At 70.2% G+C, this 21,971-nt stretch carries 16 protein-coding genes; 9 read left to right on the top strand and 7 right to left on the bottom strand.

All coding sequences use genetic code 11. The annotated features are described in order from the left end of the window. Window positions 1-10 precede the first annotated feature (10 nt). Complete coding sequence (gene hemL / locus U9J39_RS14255; RefSeq protein ID WP_115679661.1) at window positions 11-1,303, bottom strand: glutamate-1-semialdehyde 2,1-aminomutase; 1,293 nt, start codon at window positions 1,301-1,303, stop codon at window positions 11-13. A 242-nt stretch (window positions 1,304-1,545) separates the two neighbouring features. On the opposite strand from hemL, the gene U9J39_RS14260 reads away from it, so the two are divergent. The 6 genes from U9J39_RS14260 to U9J39_RS14285 all read left to right on the top strand — a co-directional run bounded on the left by U9J39_RS14260 (window position 1,546) and on the right by U9J39_RS14285 (window position 12,006). Next, window positions 1,546-1,716 carry a rubredoxin gene (locus tag U9J39_RS14260; protein WP_010813017.1) on the top strand — a complete coding sequence of 57 codons (171 nt, stop codon included), beginning with the start codon at window positions 1,546-1,548 and terminating at the stop codon, window positions 1,714-1,716. Window positions 1,717-2,055: 339 nt separating this feature from the next. Beyond that, a complete protein-coding gene (locus U9J39_RS14265) occupies window positions 2,056-2,583 on the top strand; it encodes a response regulator (RefSeq protein WP_326347339.1) in 528 nt (175 codons plus the stop codon). Between the two features lie 38 nt (window positions 2,584-2,621). After that, the gene (locus U9J39_RS14270) at window positions 2,622-2,993 is read left to right on the top strand and encodes a response regulator (protein ID WP_012352035.1); all 372 of its coding nucleotides are present in this window, start codon (window positions 2,622-2,624) and stop codon (window positions 2,991-2,993) included. 53 nt (window positions 2,994-3,046) lie between these two features. Beyond that, complete coding sequence (locus U9J39_RS14275) at window positions 3,047-3,610, top strand: chemotaxis protein CheW (RefSeq protein ID WP_115708521.1); 564 nt, start codon at window positions 3,047-3,049, stop codon at window positions 3,608-3,610. A gap of 109 nt (window positions 3,611-3,719) precedes the next feature. Beyond that, on the top strand, window positions 3,720-5,960 hold the full coding sequence (locus U9J39_RS14280; protein WP_326347340.1) for a methyl-accepting chemotaxis protein: 2,241 nt from the start codon (window positions 3,720-3,722) through the stop codon (window positions 5,958-5,960). 127 nt (window positions 5,961-6,087) lie between these two features. Further along, the gene (locus U9J39_RS14285; protein WP_326347341.1) at window positions 6,088-12,006 is read left to right on the top strand and encodes a hybrid sensor histidine kinase/response regulator; all 5,919 of its coding nucleotides are present in this window, start codon (window positions 6,088-6,090) and stop codon (window positions 12,004-12,006) included. A gap of 78 nt (window positions 12,007-12,084) precedes the next feature. On the opposite strand, the gene U9J39_RS14290 is transcribed toward U9J39_RS14285, so the two are convergent. The 5 genes from U9J39_RS14290 to U9J39_RS14310 all read right to left on the bottom strand — a co-directional run bounded on the left by U9J39_RS14290 (window position 12,085) and on the right by U9J39_RS14310 (window position 16,961). Next, window positions 12,085-12,921, bottom strand: coding sequence for a hypothetical protein (locus tag U9J39_RS14290; RefSeq protein ID WP_326347342.1), 837 nt, complete (start codon window positions 12,919-12,921; stop codon window positions 12,085-12,087). 172 nt (window positions 12,922-13,093) lie between these two features. Beyond that, window positions 13,094-14,401, bottom strand: a complete 1,308-nt coding sequence (locus U9J39_RS14295) for an MFS transporter (protein ID WP_116312257.1) — start codon at window positions 14,399-14,401, stop codon at window positions 13,094-13,096. Window positions 14,402-14,485: 84 nt separating this feature from the next. Next, window positions 14,486-15,244, bottom strand: coding sequence for an SDR family oxidoreductase (locus U9J39_RS14300; RefSeq protein ID WP_115708531.1), 759 nt, complete (start codon window positions 15,242-15,244; stop codon window positions 14,486-14,488). A gap of 45 nt (window positions 15,245-15,289) precedes the next feature. Then, window positions 15,290-15,532, bottom strand: coding sequence for a hypothetical protein (locus tag U9J39_RS14305; RefSeq protein ID WP_010813008.1), 243 nt, complete (start codon window positions 15,530-15,532; stop codon window positions 15,290-15,292). Further along, on the bottom strand, window positions 15,525-16,961 hold the full coding sequence (locus tag U9J39_RS14310) for an aldehyde dehydrogenase family protein (RefSeq protein WP_115708533.1): 1,437 nt from the start codon (window positions 16,959-16,961) through the stop codon (window positions 15,525-15,527). Before U9J39_RS14310 ends, U9J39_RS14305 begins: the two co-directional genes overlap by 8 nt. Window positions 16,962-17,197: 236 nt before the next feature. On the opposite strand from U9J39_RS14310, the gene ppa reads away from it, so the two are divergent. Further along, window positions 17,198-17,725, top strand: a complete 528-nt coding sequence (gene ppa / locus U9J39_RS14315) for an inorganic diphosphatase (protein ID WP_012352043.1) — start codon at window positions 17,198-17,200, stop codon at window positions 17,723-17,725. 124 nt (window positions 17,726-17,849) lie between these two features. Beyond that, window positions 17,850-18,422 (top strand): cytochrome b, encoded by a 573-nt coding sequence (locus tag U9J39_RS14320; RefSeq protein WP_326347345.1) that lies wholly within the window; start codon window positions 17,850-17,852, stop codon window positions 18,420-18,422. A 12-nt stretch (window positions 18,423-18,434) separates the two neighbouring features. Here the strand turns inward: U9J39_RS14320 and U9J39_RS14325 are convergent, their stop codons facing one another. Continuing rightward, window positions 18,435-19,676, bottom strand: coding sequence for a GNAT family N-acetyltransferase (locus tag U9J39_RS14325; RefSeq protein WP_326347346.1), 1,242 nt, complete (start codon window positions 19,674-19,676; stop codon window positions 18,435-18,437). Window positions 19,677-19,858: 182 nt separating this feature from the next. On the opposite strand from U9J39_RS14325, the gene U9J39_RS14330 reads away from it, so the two are divergent. Beyond that, window positions 19,859-21,907: an NAD(+) synthase gene (locus U9J39_RS14330; RefSeq protein WP_326347347.1), complete on the top strand. Its 2,049-nt coding sequence runs from the start codon at window positions 19,859-19,861 to the stop codon at window positions 21,905-21,907. Window positions 21,908-21,971: the final 64 nt, after the last annotated feature.

A 21,971-nucleotide genomic window follows, 5' to 3' on the forward strand; every position in this document is an offset into this window, starting at 1 on the left:
ACGCGTGCGCTCAGGCTGCCGCGAAGGCCTTGCGCGCGGCCTCGAAGGTGGCGCCCAGGATGGCGTCGTCGTGCTGTGCCGAGACAAAGCCGGCTTCGAATGCCGAGGGCGCCAGGTAGACGCCGTGGTCCAGCATGGCGTGGAAGAAGCGGTTGAAGCGGGCGGTGTCGCTCTGGGTGACTTCGGCGAAGCTGCCGGGCACGCCGTCCCGGAAATAGAGCCCGAACATGCCGCCGACGGCATCGGCGGCGAACGGCACGCCGGCCGCCCGGGCGGCTTCGGCCAGGCCATCGGCCAGCTTGCGCGTTTGCGTGGCCAGGCGGTCATAGAAGCCGGGCGCCTGGATCAGCCTGAGCGTGGCCAGGCCTGCCGCGACCGCCAGCGGGTTGCCCGACAGCGTGCCGGCCTGGTACACGCCGCCCAGCGGCGCCAGGCTGGCCATGATGTCGCGCCGCCCGCCGAACGCCGCCGCCGGCATGCCGCCGCCGATGACCTTGCCCAGGCAGGTCATGTCGGGACGGATGCCGTAGTGCGCCTGCGCGCCGCCGAGCGCCACGCGGAAGCCGGTCATGACTTCGTCGAAGATCAGCACCGCGCCATCGCGGCTGCACAGTTCGCGCATCGCCTGCAGGAAGGCATCGCTGGCGCGCACCAGGTTCATGTTGCCGGCCACCGGCTCGACGATCACCGCGGCGATCTCGCCGGCATGCTTGGCGAAGGCCTGTTCCAGCTGCTCGACGTTGTTGTACTCCAGCACCATGGTGTGGCGCGTCACGTCGGCCGGCACGCCGGCCGACGACGGCGCGTTGCGGGTGGTGTCGGCAAAGGTCAGCAGGCCGGAACCGGCCTTGACCAGCAGGCTGTCGGCGTGGCCGTGGTAGCAGCCTTCGAACTTGATGATCAGGTCGCGGCCGGTAAAGCCGCGCGCCAGGCGCAACGCGCTCATGGTGGCTTCGGTGCCGGAGGAGACCAGGCGCACCTGCTCGATCGACGGCACCAGCTTGCAGATTTCCTCGGCCATGGTGATCTCGGCCTCGGTCGGGGCGCCGAACGAGAAGCTGTGCGCGGCGGTTTCCTGGACCGCGCGCACCACCTCCGGATGGGCATGGCCGACGATCATCGGGCCCCACGAGCCGATGTAGTCGATATAGCGCTGGCCGTCCGCGTCCCACATATACGCGCCCTCGGCGCGCGTGATGAAGCGCGGCGTGCCGCCTACCGAACGGAAGGCGCGCACGGGCGAATTGACACCCCCGGGAATGGTCTGCTGGGCGCGGTCGAAAAGCTGCTGATTACGGGACATGGCGTTGAGGTGAAGACAGGACTGCAGGGATCGTGCTCGCCGAGCCTCCGGGCCTGGCGTTGACATGCGGCAAAAACAGCGGAAGTTCACTGCAATTGCCCGCCAATCGTGCGCTAACAAGGCGCTAACGGGTGCGAACACGGCGGAACTGGCCCGATTCCGGCCCTCGCGCGGCTGGCGCCGGCGGCACGGTTTCGGTACCATCTGCGCTGGATTTTAATGGAGAGTGGCCAGAGCCTGTTATGGAATACAAGACTTGGATGTGCCTGATCTGCGGCTGGATCTACGACGAAGCCGCAGGCGCGCCGGAAGACGGCATCGCCCCCGGCACCCGCTGGGAAGACGTGCCGATCAACTGGACCTGCCCGGAATGCGGCGCGCGCAAGGAAGATTTCGAGATGGTCGCGATCTGAGCGGCCACTATTTAGAAGAACAACAATACAGCGGGCGCGCCCGTCGCGCCGATGCGACAGAACGCTGCCGGGGGCTGGCCGCACCGGATTGACGGCCCCCCGGCGTCTTGTCACACTCTGTTGCAAAAATGACTGGCTGTCCCTCCGCCCGCGCGGCGGGGAGGACGGCGGGCAGATGCGGGGATCACGCATCGCCACTGCCGGGCTCAGTCCGGCCTTGGAAGGGAAATAAAAAGATTTCGGGGGTCCGTCGGGGCGCGCATGGGTCGCGCTGCTCCGCACGGGTGTTCTCTGGTGCTTGCCGGCGCTCCGCCAGGAGCCGCTGGTCGCGGGAACAACATGCGGGTCGCTCATTTAGAAGAAAACCAGCGGGTCAATACCGCCGGCGCCCACGGTGTGGCGCCTGGCGTTCCTGTTCCGGGTGCCGCGCCGGACATCAAGCAGGACTTCAAGTCCGCGATCGCTTCGCAGCCGCGCCGCAAGGTGCTGGTCATCGACGATTCCAGCACCATCCGCCGTACCGCGGAAATCTTCCTGGCGCAGGCTGGCTACCAGGTGATGCTGGCCGAGGACGGCTTCGAGGCGCTGGCCAAGGTGGGCGAGCTGCACCCCGACCTGGTCTTTTGCGACATCCTGATGCCCCGGCTGGACGGCTACCAGACCTGTTCGCTGATCAAGAAGAGTCCGCGTTTCCACGCCATCCCCGTGATCATGCTGTCCTCGCGCGACGGCGTGTTCGACCGCTCGCGCGGCCGCCTGGTCGGCGCGCATGGCCACCTTGCCAAGCCATTTACCCGCGACGCGCTGCTGCAGGCCGTGCAGGCCTGCCTGCCATGCCAGCCCGCGGGCGAGGCGTTGCCGGCCTGAACGGCAGGCGCGCCGTGTACGAATCGAAGGAAAACCTCATGACCGCCATTCACAAGATCCTGATCGTCGACGACTCCCCGACCGAAGCCCTGTTCATGTCCGACCTGCTCGGCAAGCGCGGCTTCAAGGTCGCGGTCGCCAGCAACAGCGAGCAGGCCTTCGCCCGCCTGCAGGCCGAAGCCTTCGACCTGATCCTGATGGACGTGGTGATGCCCGGCCAGAACGGCTACCAGGCCACCCGCGCGATCAAGCGCGACGACCGCTTCAAGGACATCCCCGTGATCATGTGCACCAGCAAGGGCCTGGACACCGACCGCATCTGGGGCATGCGCCAGGGCGCCTCGGACTACATCGTCAAGCCCGTCGACGGCGAAGAGTTGCTGGGCAAGATCGCCGCGCTGGCGCACTGAGCCGCCCGCGCCGGCCGCACGGCAAGCCACTGCCACCTGTTCCGGGGACCGCCATGAACGCGCCACGCCAAGACCTCCGCGCCCGCCACACCCGCCTGCAGGACTACCAGGCCATGCTGGCCCGGCGCCTGCGCGAGGCGCGCAGCCTGCCGGCCGCCGACAGCTACCTGGCGCTGCAGGTGGGCGCGCGCCACTGGCTGCTGCCGCTGGCCGATGCCGGCGAGGTGCTGGATATGCGCCAGCCCAGCCCGGTGCCGCTGACGCAGCCGTGGTACAGCGGCCTGGTCAACGCGCGCGGCAGCCTGCTGGGGGTGATCGACTTCAGCCTGTTCTGCGGCGGCGCGCCAACGCCGCTGCAGCCGGGCAGCAAGATCGTGGTGCTGTCGCGCGACGCCGAGCGCGCCTGCGCGATCCTGGCCACGCGCGTGGCCGGGCTGCGCCATGCCGCCGACCTGGGTTTGCCGCACGGCGACGCCGCTGCCGCCGGTACCGAGCCGGCGCCGGCCTGGGAAGGGCAGCGCTATGCCGACCGGGATGGGCGCGACTGGCAGGTGCTGGACGTGCGCGCGCTGCTGGACGCCCCCGCCTTTCTGCAGGCGGGTCGGGCCGCCGCCTGACGCGCGCGGCCGCTCACACCCGGCACGGACAATGACGGCGCGCAGGCCATAGCCTGCAGCACCCGGCACGAGCCGCCGGGATGACAACGATAAAACGGAAGAGGGTGCCATGGGTTTCAAGAACTTCAGCCTGGGCCGGCGCACGCCGGCAGCCGACGCCGCCACCGGCCTCGCAGGTGGTCCGGACGGTCCGGATTTTGTGGACGGGCCCGGCATGGCCTTTGCCGGGAGGCCCGAACCCGCGCCCGTGCCGCCCGCCGCCGCGGGGCTGGGCGCGACGCCGCTGGAGCACCTCGGCCGCTGGCTGGGCCGCATGCCGTTCGCTTCGCAGCAGCGGTTGCTGACCGTGGGCGTGGTGGTGTCGCTGGTGGCGCTGCTGGGCTCGGTGTACCTGGATAACCGCATCGCCAACAATGCCGCCGCGCAGATCGAGGTGGCCGGCGACATGCTGATGCACTCGCAGCGCCTGGGCAAGGCGGTGCCGGTGGCGCTGCTGGGCAATGCGCAGGCCTTCACCCAGCTGCGCCAGTCCCGGGATGCGCTGTCGGGCGACCTGACGGCGCTGCGGCAGGGCAGCGACGAAAAGCGCGTGCGCGCCACCACCGGCGCGGCCGAGCCGCTGCTGCAGACCGCCATGCAGTCCTGGCAGCGCTCCGAGAAAAGCGCCGCCGACGTGCTGGCGCAGCAGCCGGTGCTGACCACCATCGGCCAGACCCTGCAGATCTTCAACGCCTCCAACCCCGAACTGCTCGAAGCGGCCGAACAGGTGGCGGCGATCAAGCTGCAGTCCGGCGCCAATGCGCGCGAGGTGGCGGCCTCGGCGCAGCTGGTGATGCTGACCCAGCGCCTGGGCAAGAACCTGAACGAGTTCCTGGCCGGCGAAGGCGTCAACCCCGAGACCGCGTTCCTGCTGGGCAAGGACACCAACACCTTCCGCGAGACCCTGGACGGCCTGCTCAACGGCAGCGAGGCGCTGCGGCTGTCCGCCGCCACCGACGAGGAGACGCGCGGCTACCTGCAGCAGCTGTCGCAGCGCTTCGAGGCGGTGCAGAAGACCACCCAGACCATCCTGCAGAACCTGCCCGGGCTGATCGCCGCCAAGCGCGCGCAGCAGCAGATCTTCAACGACAACGAGGCGCTGCGCGCGGAACTGTCGGCGCTGCAGCGCGCGTATGCGGAGTCGGCGCGCAGCCGCCCGGTGACGCTGGGCGCGACCGTGGTGTCGGCGGCGCTGACGCTGCTGTGCCTGGTCGGCCTGGCCGCGCTGTACCTGCGCGATTCGCGCATGCGCGCGCTCGAAGCCGAGGCGCGCGAGCGCGAGGCCGAGGCCCGCCGGCTCGACGAAAAGCGCAACAACGACAACACCCAGAAGGCGATTCTGCAGCTGATGAACGAGCTGCAGGATATCGCCGACGGCGACCTGACGCGCCAGGCCACCGTGACCGAGGACATCACCGGCGCCATCGCCGACTCGGTCAACTACACCGTGGAAGAACTGCGCGAGCTGGTCGGCCGGGTGCAGCAGACCGCGGGCGAGGTGACGCAGGCCTCGGGGCAGGTGCAGGCCACCTCGACCCAGCTGGTGTCGACCACCGAAGAGCAGTCGCGCCAGATCCGCCAGACCGGCGAGTCGGTGGTGGAGATGGCCGACCGCATCACGCAGGTGTCGCGCGGCGCGGCCGAATCCGCCAACGTGGCGCGCGCCTCGCTGTCCGCCGCGGAACAGGGCCAGCAGGCGGTGCAGAACGCGATTGCCGGCATGAACGACATCCGCGAGCAGATCCAGGAAACCTCCAAGCGGATCAAGCGGCTGGGCGAGTCGTCGCAGGAGATCGGCGAAATCGTCGAGCTGATCTCGGATATTACCGAGCAGACCAACGTGCTGGCGCTCAACGCCGCCATCCAGGCGGCATCGGCGGGCGAGGCCGGGCGCGGCTTCTCGGTGGTGGCGGAAGAAGTGCAGCGGCTGGCCGAGCGCTCCGGCGAGGCCACCAAGCAGATCGGCGCGCTGATCCGCACCATCCAGACCGATACCCAGGACGCCGTGCACGCGATGGAGCGCAGCACCCAGGGCGTGGTCGAAGGCGCGCGGCTGTCGGACCACGCCGGCGCGGCGCTGGTCGAGATCGGCCGCGTGTCGCGCCAGCTGGCGGAGCTGATCGAGCAGATCTCGCAGTCGACCTCGCACGAGGCCGACCTGGCCACCACCGTGGCGCGCCATATCGAACGCATCCTGCACGTCACCGAGCAGACCACCACCGGCACGCGCCAGACCGCGCAGTCGGTGCGCCAGCTGACGCTGCTGAGCGAGGAGCTGCGCAACTCGGTGTCGCGCTTCAAGATCGACTGAGTGGCCGGATGACGCCTGCGACCGCTTCCGCGCACCGCGGCCCCGCGCCTTATGCCAACTCCGCACCCGCCGCCCGTTGCGGCGGGCGGCCCGCGGCTGCCGTGCCGGCGCCGCACTGGAAGCCGTCATGTCCCTGAATTCCCCCATCCCGCGCGACGCTGCCGCATCCGGTATGCCGGCCGGCCCCGACGCCCTGCCTGAACCCGAACCCGCACCGTTGCCGGCCGGCGCGCAACCGTTGCCCGCCGGCGGCGCCGCGCGCGACCTGTCCGGCCTGGCGTGGCTGGCGCCCAGCCTGCGAAGCGCGCTCGAAGACGCCGCCGCGGAGCTGGGCCACTATGTCGACGAAGTGCGCCAGGCGCCCGAGGCGCTGGGCGCGCGCGATACCACCTCGCTGCGGCTGGCCGGCCAGCATCTGCACCAGGCCGCCGGCGCGGTGCATATCGTCGGGCTGCGTGGGACCGATCCGTATTGCCAGGCGCTGCGCCGCCTGCTCGATGCCATCGACGCCGGCAGCGTTGCCGCCGGCCCGGAGGCGCTGGAGGTATTCCGCGCCGGCGTGCAGGCGCTGGCCGAATATGTCGACGACCTGATGGCGGGCGACGACGAGGCCCCGCTGCGCCTGTTCCAGCCCTATGCCGCCGTGCTTGCCAGGCTGGGCGAGGAACGCGTGCATCCCGCCGACCTGTGGCTCGACGAGCTGCAGATGCTGCCGGGCATGCTGCTGCCGCCGAAGGGGCCGGCCGCGGTCACGCGCGCGCGCCAGCAGTTCGAATCGGCGCTGCTCAAGGCGCTGCGCCTGCCCACGCCATGCGCCGACGCGGCGCTGCTGCGCGAAGCCTGGCTGCCCCTGCACGCGGCGCTGGATGAACTGCGTGCCAACGAGCAGGAAGCGCGCCGCGCCGCCGACCATCCCGACCGCGGCGTCTGGCATGTGCTTGGGCTGGTGTGCCGTGCGCTGGCGCTGGGCCTGCTGCCGTCGGACCTGCTGGCCAAGCGCTTTGCCGGGCGCGCCAACCTGCTGCTGCGCCAGTACCAGCAGGGCCATGTGCGCGTGCCGCAGGCGCTGCTGAACGACGCGGTGTTCCTGCTGGTCTGCACCGGGCCGGGCGAGCGCGGCAACGGCGGCAACGACGACGCGGCGGCGCTGCGCGCCGACATCGCGCGCACGCTGGCGGCGTTCCGTCTCGATGCCGCCCATGCGCAGGCAAATGCCGATTTCCGGCTGCGCTACTACGGCTGGCTCGACCCGATCGACACGCGCAACCTGCAGCAAGCCGCGACCGGGCTGGAACGCGCCGCCGCCGCCGACCAGGCCGCGTGGGAGATCGCGCTGGCCGCGCTGGCCGAGGCCGCGCAGCCGCTGGCGCAGCCGGCCCTGCAGCGTTGCCTGGCGCAGGCCGCCATGCCGGGGCGCGAGCGCGATGCGGGCGATGCGCTCGGCGCCGCCGGCATCGCGCTGTTCCTGTCGCGCGCGCTGGCGCTGCCGTGGCGCGTGCACGGACAGTCAGCCCATCCGGCCGCGGCGCACTTTGCCGCGCAGTGCGACGCGCTGGCCGCCTGCCTGGCGGACCCTGCCGCTGCCGCGCCGGCCTGGCTGGCGCGCATGGTCGACGAAGCGCGCGCCCAGGCGCAGCGCAGCGAAGCCGTGGCGCAACTGCGCGCGCAACTCGACAGCGGTGAATCCTGGCTCGACAGCTATGACCGCAATGCGGCGCGCCCCGACGGCGCCGCGCACCTGCGCGACGCACGCCAGGCCTTTGCCGCGCTGGCGGGAACGCTGGCGCAGCTGCGGGCTTCGTCGGCGCTGCCGGGCGCGCTGGCCGGCGAGGCCGCGCAGGCCGGCGCGGCCGTGGAGGCCGTCAAGACCCGCCTTGCCGATCAGGCCGAGCTTGCCGACGCCAGCGCGCGCGCGGCGCTGTTGCGCACGGTGGCGGCGGAACTGGGCGTGGTCCACGCGTTCGCCGATGCGCTCGAATTCGGCCGTGCCCGCCCCGCCGAGGCCTTGCCCGATGTTGCTGCCGAGGGTGATGCGCACGCGCCGCAGGATCCGCTCGAGGCGGCGCGCGCCGCCGCCGACGAGGCTCTGCGTGCCGGCGCCGTTTCCGACGCGCCGGCGGTGCAGCGGCTGCGGGCCGCGCTGCAGGCGCTGGCCGACCAGGCCGCGATCGACGACGACGCCGCGCTGCGCCGCCAGGCCGCCGATGCCGTCACGCAGTGCAACGCCTGGCTGGCCGGCAGCGACGACGCCGGCGCGCGCATGGTGATGGCGCTCGCCGCGATCCCCGCGGAGCCCGCGCCGGTGCCGGCCGGCTCGGCCATGCCGTCCCCGCCGTCCATGCCCGCGGCCGGCGACCATGCCGCCATCGATGCCGAGCTGCTCGACATCTTCCTGAACGAGGCCGACGAGGTGCTGGGCGGCATCGCCGGCGACCTTGGCGCCGGCGTCGAGGCGCTGCGCGATGCCGACATGCTCAGCCGGCTGCGGCGCGCCTTCCATACGCTCAAGGGCTCCAGCCGCATGGTCGGCCTGCATCGCTACGGCGAGGCCGCATGGGCGGTGGAACAGGTGATGAACCTGTGGCTGGCCGAGGCGCGCGAGCCAGCGCCGGCGCTGCTGGCACTGCTGCGTCGCGCGCATGCCGAGCTGTCGGCGTGGGTGGCGCGGCTGCACGGCGACGCCGCGGCGTGGCACGACATCGCGCCGCTGGTGGCAGCCGCCGAGGCGGTGCGCGATGCCGGCACCGCCGCGGAGACGGCGCAGGCCGCGCCCGACGTGGTTGTAGAGGATGCGCCGAACGAGCATCCGGACGCAGCGGCAACGGACGTCGATACTGATGCGCCAGCCGACACCGGTACGCCCGACCACAACGTAATCCCGTTCCGCCTGGCCGGCGGCCTGTCGGACGAAGACGACCACTACAAGGTCATCGGCCCGGTGCGCATCGGCCTGGCGCTGTACAACGTCTACCTGCAGGAGGCCGATGGCCTGCTGCGCCAGTTCGCCACCGATATCTCCGAATGGCGGCACGAAGCCCACCCGTGCCCGAGCGAGCTGGCGCTGCGCGTCGCCCACACGCTGCAGGGCAGTGCGTCGACCGTGGGCCTGGAGCCGGTGCGCGAAATCGCCGAGGCGCTGGAAGCGTTGCTGCTGCAGCTGGGCGCGCATCCGGTGGCAATGCATGCAGGCGATTTCCGGCTGCTGGAGCAGGCCGCCGAGCGCATGCGCGGCATGCTGCACCAGTTTGCCGCCGGCATCTGGCCGCAGGCGGACGCCGGGCTGCGCCGCAGCCTGGTCGAGTTCGGCGAGCGCGCCCTGCTGCGTCCGCGCGTGGCGCTGCCCGCGCCGCCGCCGGCCGAGGCCGATGACGCGATGGCGCAGGTATTCGGCCGGCTGCCGCCCGCGGCACAGTCCGCATCCGATGTGCCGCCGGCGGACGAGGCCGGGGCAGCGCCTGCGGCGCCGCCTGTCACCGCCCATGACGCGGTGGTGATCGCGCTGCCGACGGTGCCGCGCGCGCCCGAGGCGCCCGCCGTCGACGTCGGCGCCGCACCGGATCCAGCGCTGGTGCAGATCTTCCTGGAAGAGGCGCAGGGCTCGCTGCCCGAACTGGGCAGGCTGTTGCGCGGCTGGGAAGCCGCGCCCGACGACGCGCGCCATGGCGGGCTGGTGCTGCGCGCACTGCATACGCTCAAGGGCAGCGCGCGCATGGCCGGCGCGATGGCGCTGGGGCAGGCTGCGCACGAAATGGAGACGCTGCTCGACGGCACGCTGCGCGGGCAGGGGCAGCAGCCGGTTGCGCCGAAGGTGTTCGAGCGGCTCTACGCCTGGTACGACCGCATCCTGGCGCATGCCGAGGCCTTGCAGGCCGGCCGGCTGCTGCCGGCCGACGACCCTGATGTGGTCAGCGGCCTGGCAGAACCGCAGCAGCCGTCCGCCGCCGCCGTGCCTCAGCCCGAAGACGCCGAAGCTCCCGGCGCCTGCGCCGCAGAGGCGTTTGCGCCCGAACTGCCCGCGGTGCCGGGGCCGTCCGACGTGATGGTGCCGATGCCGCCGGCCGCGCCGCTGGCTGCGCTTGCACCGCTGGCATCGGCGGAGCCGCAGCGCGCGCTGGTGCGCGTGCAGGCGCGCGCGCTCGACACGCTGATCAACGAGGCCGGCGAGGTCGGCGCCACGCGCGCGCGCCTGGACAGCGAGCTGGAGTCGATGCGCGCCTACCTGGGCGAACTGAACGACAACGTCGCGCGCCTGCGCGGACAGCTGCGCGAGATCGAGATCCAGGCCGAATCGCAGATGGCGTCGCGCATTGCGGATGCGCAGCACAAGCAGGAATTCGATCCGCTCGAGTTCGACCGCTTTACGCGCTTCCAGGAACTGACGCGGATGATGGCCGAGTCGGTCAACGACGTCGCCACCGTCGAGCAGAACCTGCAGCGCGGCTTCGACCGCGCCGCCGGCGACCTGGCCGCGCAGGCGCGGCTGACGCGCGGTCTGCAGCGCGGCCTGATGCAGGCGCGCATGGTGCAGTTCGACGCGCTGGCCGAGCGGCTCTACCGCGTGGCGCGGCAGGCCGCGGCCGAGACCGGCAAGGAAGTGCGGCTGCTGATCAAGGGCGGCACGGTGGAGATCGACCGCTCGGTGCTGGACCGCATGGCGGGCCCGATCGAGCACCTGATCCGCAACGCGGTGGCGCACGGCATCGAGCCCGCCGCGCAGCGCCGCGCCGCGGGCAAGCCCGCCACCGGCGCGCTCACGCTGGAAGTGCAGCAGGAAGGCAACGAGGTGGTGCTGCATTTCATCGACGACGGCGGCGGGCTGGACCTGGCGCGCATCCGCGCGCGCGCGGTCGAGCGCCGGCTGCTGGCGCCGGACGACGATGCCGGCGAGGCGCGCCTGACCGAACTGATCTTCACTCCCGGCTTTTCCACCGCGGAAGCGGTGTCCGAACTGGCCGGCCGCGGCGTGGGCATGGACGTGGTGCGCGCCGAAACCGTGGCGCTCGGCGGGCGCATCACGCTGGCATCGCAGCCGGGGCAGGGCACCACCTTCACCGTGCACCTGCCGCTGACCACCGCCATCACGCAGGTGCTGGTGATCGCACTGGGCGCGCGCCGCTATGCGGTGCCCAGCGGCATGATCGACCAGGTGCAGCAACTGCGCGCGCCGGCGCTGCTGGATGCGTACAACCACGGCCGCCTGGCGGTGGCCGGCGCCGAGGTGCCGTTCTTCTACTTCGGCGCGCTGCTGGAACAGGGCGAGGCCGCGCCCGCGGGGCGCAAGTATTCGCCGGTGGTGGTGGTGCGCAGCGGCGCCGAGCGCGTCGCCGTGCATGTCGACGACGTGGTCGGCAACCGCGAAGTGGTGGTCAAGCACATCGGTCCGCACCTGGCGCGGCTGGAGGGCATCGCCGGCGCGACCACGCTCGGCGACGGCGAGATCGTGCTGATCTACAACCCGGTGGTGCTGGCGCAGCGCTTCGTGCGCGAGCGCGGCCGCTCGCTGCCGCTCGATCCGCCGGCACTGCCGCAATCGACGCAGCAGCCGGCGGTCGCGCCGCAACCAGGCGCGGTCGCGGAACTGGCGCGCGACGGCACCGCCGAGCCAGTGGCCGGCCTGGCGGCCCAGCCTACCGTGATGGTGGTCGACGATTCACTGACCGTGCGCAAGGCCACCCAGCGCCTGCTGGGCCGCGCCGGCTACCACGTGGTGCTGGCGCGCGACGGCGTCGACGCGCTCAAGCAGCTGCAGGACGTGATGCCGGACGCGATGCTGGTCGATATCGAGATGCCGCACATGGACGGCTTCGACCTGACCCGCAACGTGCGCTCCGACGCGCGCACCGCGCACCTGCCGCTGGTGATGATCACCTCGCGCACCGCGGAAAAACACCGCCGCTACGCGGAGGAAATCGGCGTCAACGTGTACCTGGGCAAGCCGTATAACGAGGATGAACTGCTGGGGACGCTGCACCGTTTGCTGGGTGAACGGGCGGCGGGAACGGCGGGGTCGGTGGCGCAGATGCTGGGGGACGGGCCACCAGGCTGAGGGTTTGCTCCCCTCTCCCGCAAGCGGGAGAGGGAGTACCCAAGCGGTCATGCAAAGCGCATCAGTGCTTCAGCCCCACTACCACCGCATCTGCGCATTCTTGCTGTTGGTGCTGACCGTCATGTTCTTGGTCCGGCCCTGATAGGTCGCACGCACGTTGTAGGTGCCGGACGGCGCCTTCAGCAGGCAGCGCGGCCCGTCGGCGACAAAGCTCGCCACTTCCTTGCCGCCACGCATCAGCTTGACGTCGACATCCGACAGGAATTCGCCGCGCTCGCCCTGTGTGAACAGCAGGCTCATGTTGTACTTGCGCGCCTGCGATTGCAGCGCGACCTGCTCGTCCTCGGCCACGCCGCCGCAGATATAGGCGACCGGGCCGGCCTGGCGCTGGACCATCGCGTCACGCGGCGGCGGCGGGGGCGGCGCGGTCAGGGGCGGCCGTGGCTGCGACGGGGCTGCCACCGGCGGCGGCGCGGGCACCGCGGGCGGCGTGCCGGTAGGTGCGGGCATCGGTGAAGCGGTTGGCGGCGGCGCCGCCGTGGCCGGCGCCGTCATGCCGGGCGCGGGCTGGGTGGCAGGCGGCATGGTGGCCGCTGGCGGCACTGTGGTGGCGGGCGGCACGGTGGCGGCCGGGGGCATGGTCGTGGCGGGCGGCGTGGCGACGCCCGGCGTCGGTGCCATGGTGCCCGGCGCAGGGGCCGGTGCGGCAGTCGCTGGCGCGGCCGGGGTTGCCGGCGCGGGGTTGGCATCGACCACGGGTGCCTGCGCATGGCTGGCGGCGGGCACCAGGGCCAGCAGCGCGACCACGCCGGCGCTGAGCGCGAGCACCAGGCGCTTCACGCGCGAGCGGCGCGCCAGGCGCGCTTCGATGATCTTCAGCGAACGGGTAGGGGCAAACGGGAGCAATTGCGGCATCGTGGCCTCCTTGGCAAGCTTGGGAATCAGATGCCCGGAGGACCCCGTCGGGATCACTCCGGGTGTCTCTTTTCCATGCTAGGGCCCAGGAATAGGCGACACTGCCGGGCGTGGTCCTACATCCGCGTCAGCCGACGGCGCATTCGCGCCGGCAAGCGGCGCGCGCGCGACTTCACTTCCGGCTTACCAGCCGCTTCGGTACCGACAGCGTCAGCGCCGCGCCGACCACCAGGCATGCGGCCAGCAGGTACATGCCGGAATCGGTGCTGTGGGTCAGGTCCTTGAGCCAGCCCACCGCGTACGGGCTGAGAAAGCCGGCGAGGTTGCCGAGCGAATTGATCAGCGCAATACCCGCGGCCGCGCCGGTGCCGGCCAGGAACGCCGTGGGCAGGCTCCAGAACAGCGGCAGCGTGGTCAGGATGCCGATCGTCGCCAGCGTCAGCGCCACCATCGCCAGCGTGGTGTCGCCGTGCCATTGCACCGACAACAGCAGCCCGACAGCGCCGGCCAGCGCCGGCACCGCGATATGCCAGCGGCGCTCGCCGCTGCGGTCGGCGCTGTAGGCCACCAGCACCATGCCGATCACCGCGCAGCCATAGGGGATCGCGGTCAGCAGGCCGATATCGAGCGCGCCCTTGACGCCGGTCTGCTTGATGATGGTCGGCAGCCAGAAGCTGACGCCGTACAGGCCCATCACGAAGCAGAAGTAGATCGCGCTCATCAGCCAGACGCGCGGGCTGGCAAACACGGTGCGGATCGGCGGGTCTTCCTTGTGCGCGTTCTCGCTGGCGATATTGCGCTCCAGCAGCGCCTTCTCATCGGCCGACAGCCATTTGGCGTGGGCGATGCGGTCATCCAGGTAGGCCAGCACCCACAGGCCCACCAGGATCGATGGAATGCCTTCCAGCAGGAACATCCACTGCCAGCCGGCCCAGCCGTTGTGGCCGTCGAAGGACTGCATGATCCAGCCCGACAGCGGCCCGCCGATCACGCCCGACAGCGCGATCGCGGTCATGAAGAAGGTGGTGGTGCGCCCGCGCCGGTTGGCCGGGTACCAGTAGGTCAGGTACAGGATGATGCCCGGGAAGAAGCCGGCCTCGGCAATGCCGAGCAGGAAGCGCAGCACGTAGAACATGGTCGGCGTGGTGACGAACATCATCGCCGCCGAGATCGCGCCCCAGGTGATCATGATGCGCGCGATCCAGATGCGCGCGCCCACCTTGTGCAGGATCACGTTGCTCGGCACTTCGAACAGGAAGTAGCCGATGAAGAAGATGCCGGCGCCGAGGCCGTAGACGGTCTCGCTGAACTGCAGGTCGTTCAGCATCTGCAGCTTGGCGAAGCCCACGTTGACGCGGTCCAGGTAGGCCACCACGTAGCACAGCAGCAGGAAGGGCACCAGGCGCCAGCTGACCTTGCGATAGGTGGCGTCTTCAAAGGCGGCGTCGCCGACGCCGGGGTTCACTGCGGTCGTTGTCATGCTGTCTCCTGAGGAATTGGCGTTTCTGTATGACGCGTTCTTGCAGCTACCGTACGACTGGGGAAGCAGGACCGGCGCGCGGCTTCAGACGCAGCGGCCGCCGTCCACTTCGATGCAGGTGCCGGTGATGAAGGCGGCTTCGTCCGAAGCCAGGTACAGGCAGGCGTTGGCCACGTCCTGCGGCGTCGACATGCGCCCCATCGGGATGGTGGCGAGGAAGCGTGCGCGGTTCTCGGGCGTGTCGGGCATGCCCATGAATTCCTCGAGCAGCGCGGTGGCGCCGATCACCGGGTTGACGCAGTTGACGCGGATATTGTCGGGGCCCAGCTCCGCGGCCATGGCCTTGCTCGCCGTGATCACCGCGCCCTTGCTGCCGTTGTACCAGACCAGCCCCGGCCGTGGCCGGATGCCGGCGGTGGAAGCGATATTGACGAACACGCCGCCGCCGCGCCGGCGGAAATGCGGCACGAACGCGCGCGCCGACCAGTAGATGCTCTTGACGTTGACGGCGTAGACGCGGTCGAACTCGTCTTCGGTGACTTCCAGGATCGGCTTGTTGCGATGCGTGGTGCCGGCGTTGTTGACCACGATATGCACATCGCCGAAGACGGCAAGGGCGGCTTCGCGCATGGCCTCGGTGTCGGCTTCGCGCGAGACATCGGCGCGCACCGCGCGGGCGCGCCCGCCGGCATCTCGGATCGCCGCGGCGACGCGCTCGGCGGCTTCCTCGCGCAGGTCGGCCACCACCACGTTGGCGCCTTCGCGCGCAAAGGTATGGGCAATGCCTTCGCCGAAGCCGGAACCGCCGCCGGTGACGATCGCTACCTTGTTGGCCAGTCTCATGGCTTGTCTCCTCAGTGTTTTGGTGATGTTCGGTGCAGGGCGGGACTAGTGCGAAAACGGCCCGCGCCCCCTCAGGGCATTCGCCACCATCATCAGCGCCAGCAGGAACGGCAGCGCGACATACAGGCACCAGTGCACGCGGTCGCCGACCACGTCGCCCCACTTGCGCTTGAACACCTGCAGCCGCGGCATGCCGGAAGGATTGGTGGCGCGCTTGTTCCGCACATGCCAGGCCATCCAGAAAAAGAAGATGGCGAAGGCGACCGACAGGAAATTGATGTTACCCATGTTGAATGGCGATGGTTTTCAGGGTGGTGAATCCGTACAGGGCCTCGAAGCCCTTTTCGCGGCCGTAGCCGGACTGGCCGCTGCCGCCGAAGGGCAGCTCCACGCCGCCGCCGGCGCCGTAGTTGTTGATGAAGACCTGGCCCGCGCGCAGCTTGTGCGCGAGGCGCAGCTGGCGCCCGCCGTCGCGGGTCCAGACCCCGGCGACCAGCCCGTAGGGCGTGCCGTTGGCCAGCGCGATGGCTTCGGCCTCGGTGTCGAACGGCATCGCCGCCAGCAGCGGGCCGAACACCTCTTCCTGCGCCAGCCGGTGCGCGGGCGGCACGTCGCGGAACAGCATCGGCACCTGGTAGTAGCCGGCCTCCGGGGCCTCGGCCACGATCTGGCCCTGCGCCATCACCGCCACGCCGGCGTGCTGCGCGTCCGAGACGAAATCCCACACGCGCTGCTGCTGCTTGCGGCTGATCAGCGGGCCGCATTCCAGGTCGAGCTCGGACGGGCCCACGCGCAGCGATTCGAACACCGATGCGAGCCGGTCCAGCAGCAGGTCGTAGACCGGGCGCTCCACCAGCAGGCGGCTGCCGGCCGAGCAGGTCTGGCCGGCGTTCTGCACGATGCCGTTGACCACCACCGGCACCACCGCGTCAAGGTCGGCATCGGCGAACACGATCTGCGGCGACTTGCCGCCCAGTTCCAGCGTGACCGGCACGTGGTTCTCGGCGGCAAGCTGCGACACCAGCTTGCCGGTCTGCGGCGAGCCGGTGAACGAGATGTGGTTGATGCCCGGATGGCGCGCCAGCGCGGCGCCGGCCTCGTGGCCGTAGCCGGTGATGATATTGAGCGCGCCTTCGGGCAGGCCGGCCTCGGCGGCGATCTCGGCCACGCGCAGCAGCGACAGGCAGGCGTCCTCGGCCGGCTTGACCACGCAGGCGTTGCCGGCTGCCAGGGCCGCGCCGACGCTGCGCCCGAAGATCTGCAGCGGGTAGTTCCACGGGATGATGTGGCCGGTCACGCCGTGCGGCTCGCGCACCGTCAGCACGGTGTAGCCGGGGTTGTAGGGAATGGTCTGGCCGTGCAGCTTGTCGACCGCGCCGGCGTAGAACTCGAAGTAGCGCGCCACCGCGCGCGCGTCGGCGCGGGCCTGGCGCAGCGGCTTGCCGGTGTCGCGGGCCTCGAGCGCGCCGAGTTGCTCTTCATGGGCGATCAGCGCCACGGCGACGCGGTTGAGCAGGCGCACCCGCTCGGCCGGGGCCATCTGGCCCCAGGCGCCGTCGGCGGCCTGGCGTGCCGCATGGACGGCGACGTTGATATCGGTGGCGTTGCCGCGCGCAATCTCGGCGAAGGGCTCGCCGTTGGAGGGATCGAAAACCTTGATGCGCAGGCCATTGTCGGGCGCGATCAGGCGGTTGGCGACGAAGTGCTGGGCGTGCATGGGTGGCTCCGGGGCAGCATAGGGGCAGCGTTAGGGCAGCGTTAGGCAGCGCAGGGGCTGCGGCTATTCAGTGTCGGCTGAAGAATGCGCCATTATCGCCGACGCCGGCGTCGCTGCAACGCGTTGCAGCGGGCTGGCGAAGCCAGGACCGGCGACGGCTTGTCAGCAACCGGTCAGGCGCGAGCCGCTATAATGCCCGCCATCCGACAACACAGCGCAGGCATCTGGAGAACCGCATGAGCTTCAACCTCGTATCCCCGGGCAAGGACATCCCCAACGATTTCAACGTCATCATCGAGATCTCGGCCCAGAGCGATCCGGTGAAGTACGAGGCCGACAAGGAAACCGGCCTGCTGTTCGTCGACCGCTTCATCGGCACCGGCATGCGTTACCCGGCCAACTATGGCTACATCCCGCAGACCCTGTCGGGCGATGGCGACCCGGTCGACGTGCTGGTGCTGTCGCCGTTCCCGATCCTGGCCGGCGCCGTGGTGCGTTGCCGCGCACTCGGCATGCTGAAGATGACCGACGAGTCCGGCGTCGACGCCAAGCTGGTCGCCGTGCCGGTCGACAAGCTGTCGCCGGCCACCGCCTACATGAAGGGCCTGTCCGACGTGCCGCAAAACCTGCTGGACCAGATCAAGCACTTCTTTGAGCACTACAAGGCACTGGAAGCCGGCAAGTGGGTCAAGGTGGAAGGCTGGGCCGGCATCGAGGAAGCCCACAAGGAAATCACCGACGGCGTGGCCAACTACAAGAAGTAAGCTGAACGCCCGCTGAACAGACCCCGCTCCGGCGGGGTTTTTTATTGCCGAGCGCTTGATGCGCGTTAGCACCCGGCAAAGTGGCCTGGGCTACGCTAGGCGGGTACAAACAAGAGGAGTCCCCATGCATCCCATCACCGAAATCCAGCCGTTGCCGCAGACCCTGCCATCGTCGCGCCGCTATGACCGGCTGGCGGTGTCCTTCCATTGGGCGGTGTTCGTGCTGGTGGCACTGGCCTATGCCGCGATCGAGCTGAAGGGCAGCTTAGCCAGGGGCACGCCGCCGCGCGCGCTGGCCATGGCGGTGCATGAATGGGCCGGCGCGCTGGTACTGGTGCTGGCGGTACCGCGGCTGCTGTGGCGGCTGGTGCGCGGCGCCCCGGCGCCGGAGCCGGGCGCGCGCTGGATGCAACTGGCCGGCGCGGCCATGCACTGGCTGCTGTACCTGTTCATCCTGGCCCAGCCGCTGCTTGGCCTGCTGGCGATGAATGCCGGCGGCCATCTGCTGGCGCTGCCTGCGCTCGGCATCGAAGTGCCGGCACTGGTCGCGCCCGACCCGGCGCTGAAGGACAGCGTCAAAGAGCTCCACGAAACCCTCGGCACCGCGTTCTACCTGATCATTGGCCTGCATGCGATGGCATCGCTGTTCCATCACTACATGCTGGGCGACGACACGCTGCGGCGCATGTGGCGCTGAGCGACGCAGGCGTCAGGCACGCGCGAACGGGTTGCGCTCGCCCAGCTCGTCCAGGTAGGCGTCGATACCCTGGCGCTCGCGTGCGAGGAAGCGCTCGACCGCATCGGCAAAGGCCGGGTGCGCCAGCCAGTGGGCCGAGCGCGTGGCCACCGGCAGGAAGCCGCGTGCCATCTTGTGCTCGCCCTGCGCGCCGCCTTCGAAGGTGCCGATGCCGTGCTCGATGCAGAACTCGAGCGGCTGGTAGTACGCGGTCTCGAAATGCAGGCACGGGTGGTATTCCAGCGCGCCCCAGTAGCGCCCGTAGAGCGTGCTGACTTCCGGCGCAGCGTCATAGACCAGCAGCGAGCTGGCGATAGGCTGGCCCGCGCGCTCGGCGATCACCAGCAGCAGGTGCTGCGGCATCGCGGCGCCGATGCGGCGGAAGAAATCCAGGTTCAGGTAAGGCGTGGAATGGTGCTCGCGGTAGGTCTGGCGATAGCAGCGGTTGAAGAACTTCCACGCCTCGTCGTCGATCTCCGCGCCGCGCAGCCGGCGGAAGCTGATGCCCGCCTGGGCCACCTGCCGGCGCTCGGCGCGGATGTTCTTGCGCTTCTTCTGCGACAGCGTGGCGAGGAAGTCGTCGAAGCCGCCGTAGTTTTCATTGGTCCAGTGGAACTGCACGCCGTGCCGCATCAGCATGCCGGCCTGCGCCATCAGCGCGGCTTCGGCCTCGTCCGGAAACAGGATGTGCAGCGACGACATCTGGCTGTCGGCGGCCAGCGCCAGCGCCACCTGCAGCAGCAGCCGGCGCGCCTCGGCGTCTTCGGCCAGCAGCCGCGCGCCGCGCACCGGGGTGAACGGAATCGCCGCCAGCCACTTGGGGTAGTACTCGATGCCGTTGCGCGCATAGGCGTCGGCCCAGGCCCAGTCGAAGACATACTCGCCATAGGAATGCGCCTTGGCGTACAGCGGCATGGCGGCGGCCAGCCGTTGCGGACGGCCCGCCGCGGGCGGCGCCCATAACGTGAGGAAGCGCGGATGCCATCCGGTATCCGGGCAGGCGCTGCCGCTGGCGTGCAGCGCGTGCAGGAAGGCATGCTTGAGGAAGGGCGTGGCGTCGGCATGACGGGCCACCAGGGCGTCCCAGGCGGCGGCATCGACCTGGCCCAGGTCGGAGACGATCTCGGTACGGTATTCCGGGGCGGCGTCGCCCGCTTCGCTGCGCGTTTGCCGTGCCGGCTGGCCCTGTCCGGGCACGCTTGATTCAGACTGCATTGCACCAGTTCCCTCTGTGGACCGGTCGAGTCTACCGGAAACCCCGCCCCAGGGCCGGCGTCGTAAAATGGAGCCTCCTGGTCAATAGTGCTTTCCCAGGCATCCACGGATGCTGCGGACGACCCGCACGCTTGCGGCTGGTTCAACGGCCCACCGCACGACTCCCAACACCAAGGCCCGATATGAAAAACCTGTTTTTCAACCTGTATTCGCACGGCTTTGCGCGCGTCGCGGTGGGCGTGCCGGTCTGCCGCGTGGCCGACCCGGCCTTCAACGCCAACGAGACCATTGCCCTGGCGACGCAGGCGGCGCAGCGCGGCGCCGTGCTGGTCGCGTTCCCGGAACTGGGGCTGTCGGCCTACACCTGCGACGACCTGTTCCACCAGCGCGCGCTGCTGGATGCCTGCCAGGCGGCGCTGGCCACCATCGTCGAGGCCTCACGCAAGCTGCCGGCGGCAATGGTGGTGGGGATGCCGCTGCGGGTCGAGCACCAGCTGTTCAACTGCGCCGTGGTGGTGGCGCGCGGGCGCATCCAGGGCGTGGTGCCCAAGACCTACCTGCCCAACTACTGGGAGTTCTACGAGGCACGCCAGTTCAGCGCCGCCGACAACGCCGCGGTCGATTCGATCGAACTGCTGGGCCAGCAGGTGCCGTTCGGCGCCGGCCTGCTGTTCGAGCTCGAGGACATCCCCGACTTCCGCTTCCACGCCGAAATCTGCGAGGACGTATGGGTGCCGATCCCGCCGTCGTCGTTCGCGGCGCTGGCCGGGGCCACGGTGCTGGTCAACCTGTCGGCATCGAATATCGTGGTGGGCAAGTCCGGCTACCGGCACCAGCTGGTGTCGCAGCAATCGGCGCGCTGCCTGGCAGCCTACCTGTACACCTCGGCCGGCAAGGGCGAGTCGTCCACCGACCTGGCCTGGGACGGCCAGGCGCTGATCTGCGAGAACGGCGAGCTGCTGGCCGAGTCCGAGCGCTTTGCCGACACCTCGCACCTGCTGTTCGCCGATATCGACGTCGAACGGCTGTCGCGCGAGCGCATGCACCAGGTCACCTTCGGCGACTCGGTGCGCCGGCACAAGGACGAGGTGGAGCGCTTCCGCGTGGTGCGCTTCCCGCTCGACCTGACCCTGGAAAAGTCGCTGCCGCTGGAGCGCAACGTGGCGCGCTTCCCGTACGTGCCGGCCGATCCGCGCCAGCGCGACGAACGCTGCATGGAGGTCTACAACATCCAGGTGCAGGCGCTGGTGCAGCGGCTGTCGGCAAGCAAGATCAGCAAGGTGGTGATCGGCGTCTCGGGCGGGCTCGATTCCACCCACGCGCTGCTGGTCTGCGCCAAGGCGATGGACCGGCTGGGCCTGCCGCGCGCCAATATCCTCGCGTACACCATGCCCGGCTTTGCCACCAGCGGGCGCACGCTGCAGCAGGCGCGCCAGCTGATGCAGGTGGTGGGCTGCAGCGCGACCGAGATCGATATCCGGCCGTCGTGCCTGGCGATGCTGAAGGACCTGGGCCATCCCTATGCCGCCGGCGAGAAGGTCTACGACGTAACCTTCGAGAACGTGCAGGCGGGCGAGCGCACCAACCACTTGTTCCGGCTGGCCAACTACAACCATGCCATCGTCATCGGCACCGGCGACCTGAGCGAGCTGGCGCTGGGCTGGTGCACCTATGGCGTGGGCGACCACATGTCGCACTACAACGTCAACGCCAGCGTGCCCAAGACGCTGATCTCGCACTTGGTGCGCTGGGTCGCAGAGACCGGGCAGGTGGGCGAGGGCGGCTCGGACGTGCTGCTGGCGGTGCTCGACACCGACATCAGCCCCGAGCTGATCCCCGGCGACAGCAACCACGGTCCGGAACAGAAGACCGAGAGCACCATCGGCCCGTACGAGCTGCAGGACTTCAACCTCTACTACACGCTGCGCTTCGGCTTTGCCCCGTCCAAGATCGCCTTCCTGGCGCAGCATGCCTGGGGCGACCGCGAGCGCGGCATCTGGCCCAACGGCCCGCACGTCGTGCGCAACCAGTACGGCCTGCCCGACATCAAGCGCAACCTGGCCATCTTCCTGGACCGCTTCTTCCGCACCAGCCAGTTCAAGCGATCATGCGTGCCGAATGCGCCCAAGGTGGGCTCGGGTGGCTCGCTGTCGCCGCGCGGCGACTGGCGCGCGCCCAGCGATTCGGAATCGGTGGTGTGGCTGGCGGATCTGGAAAAGGTGCCGGACTGAGGGCCTGGCCCGAGGGACATGGCGCGGGAGTGCCGGTTTGCGCACAGGTTCTCCAGTGGCTGCC

The sequence above is a fragment of the Cupriavidus sp. SS-3 genome, assembly GCF_035818815.1.
GTDB lineage: Bacteria > Pseudomonadota > Gammaproteobacteria > Burkholderiales > Burkholderiaceae > Cupriavidus > Cupriavidus taiwanensis_C.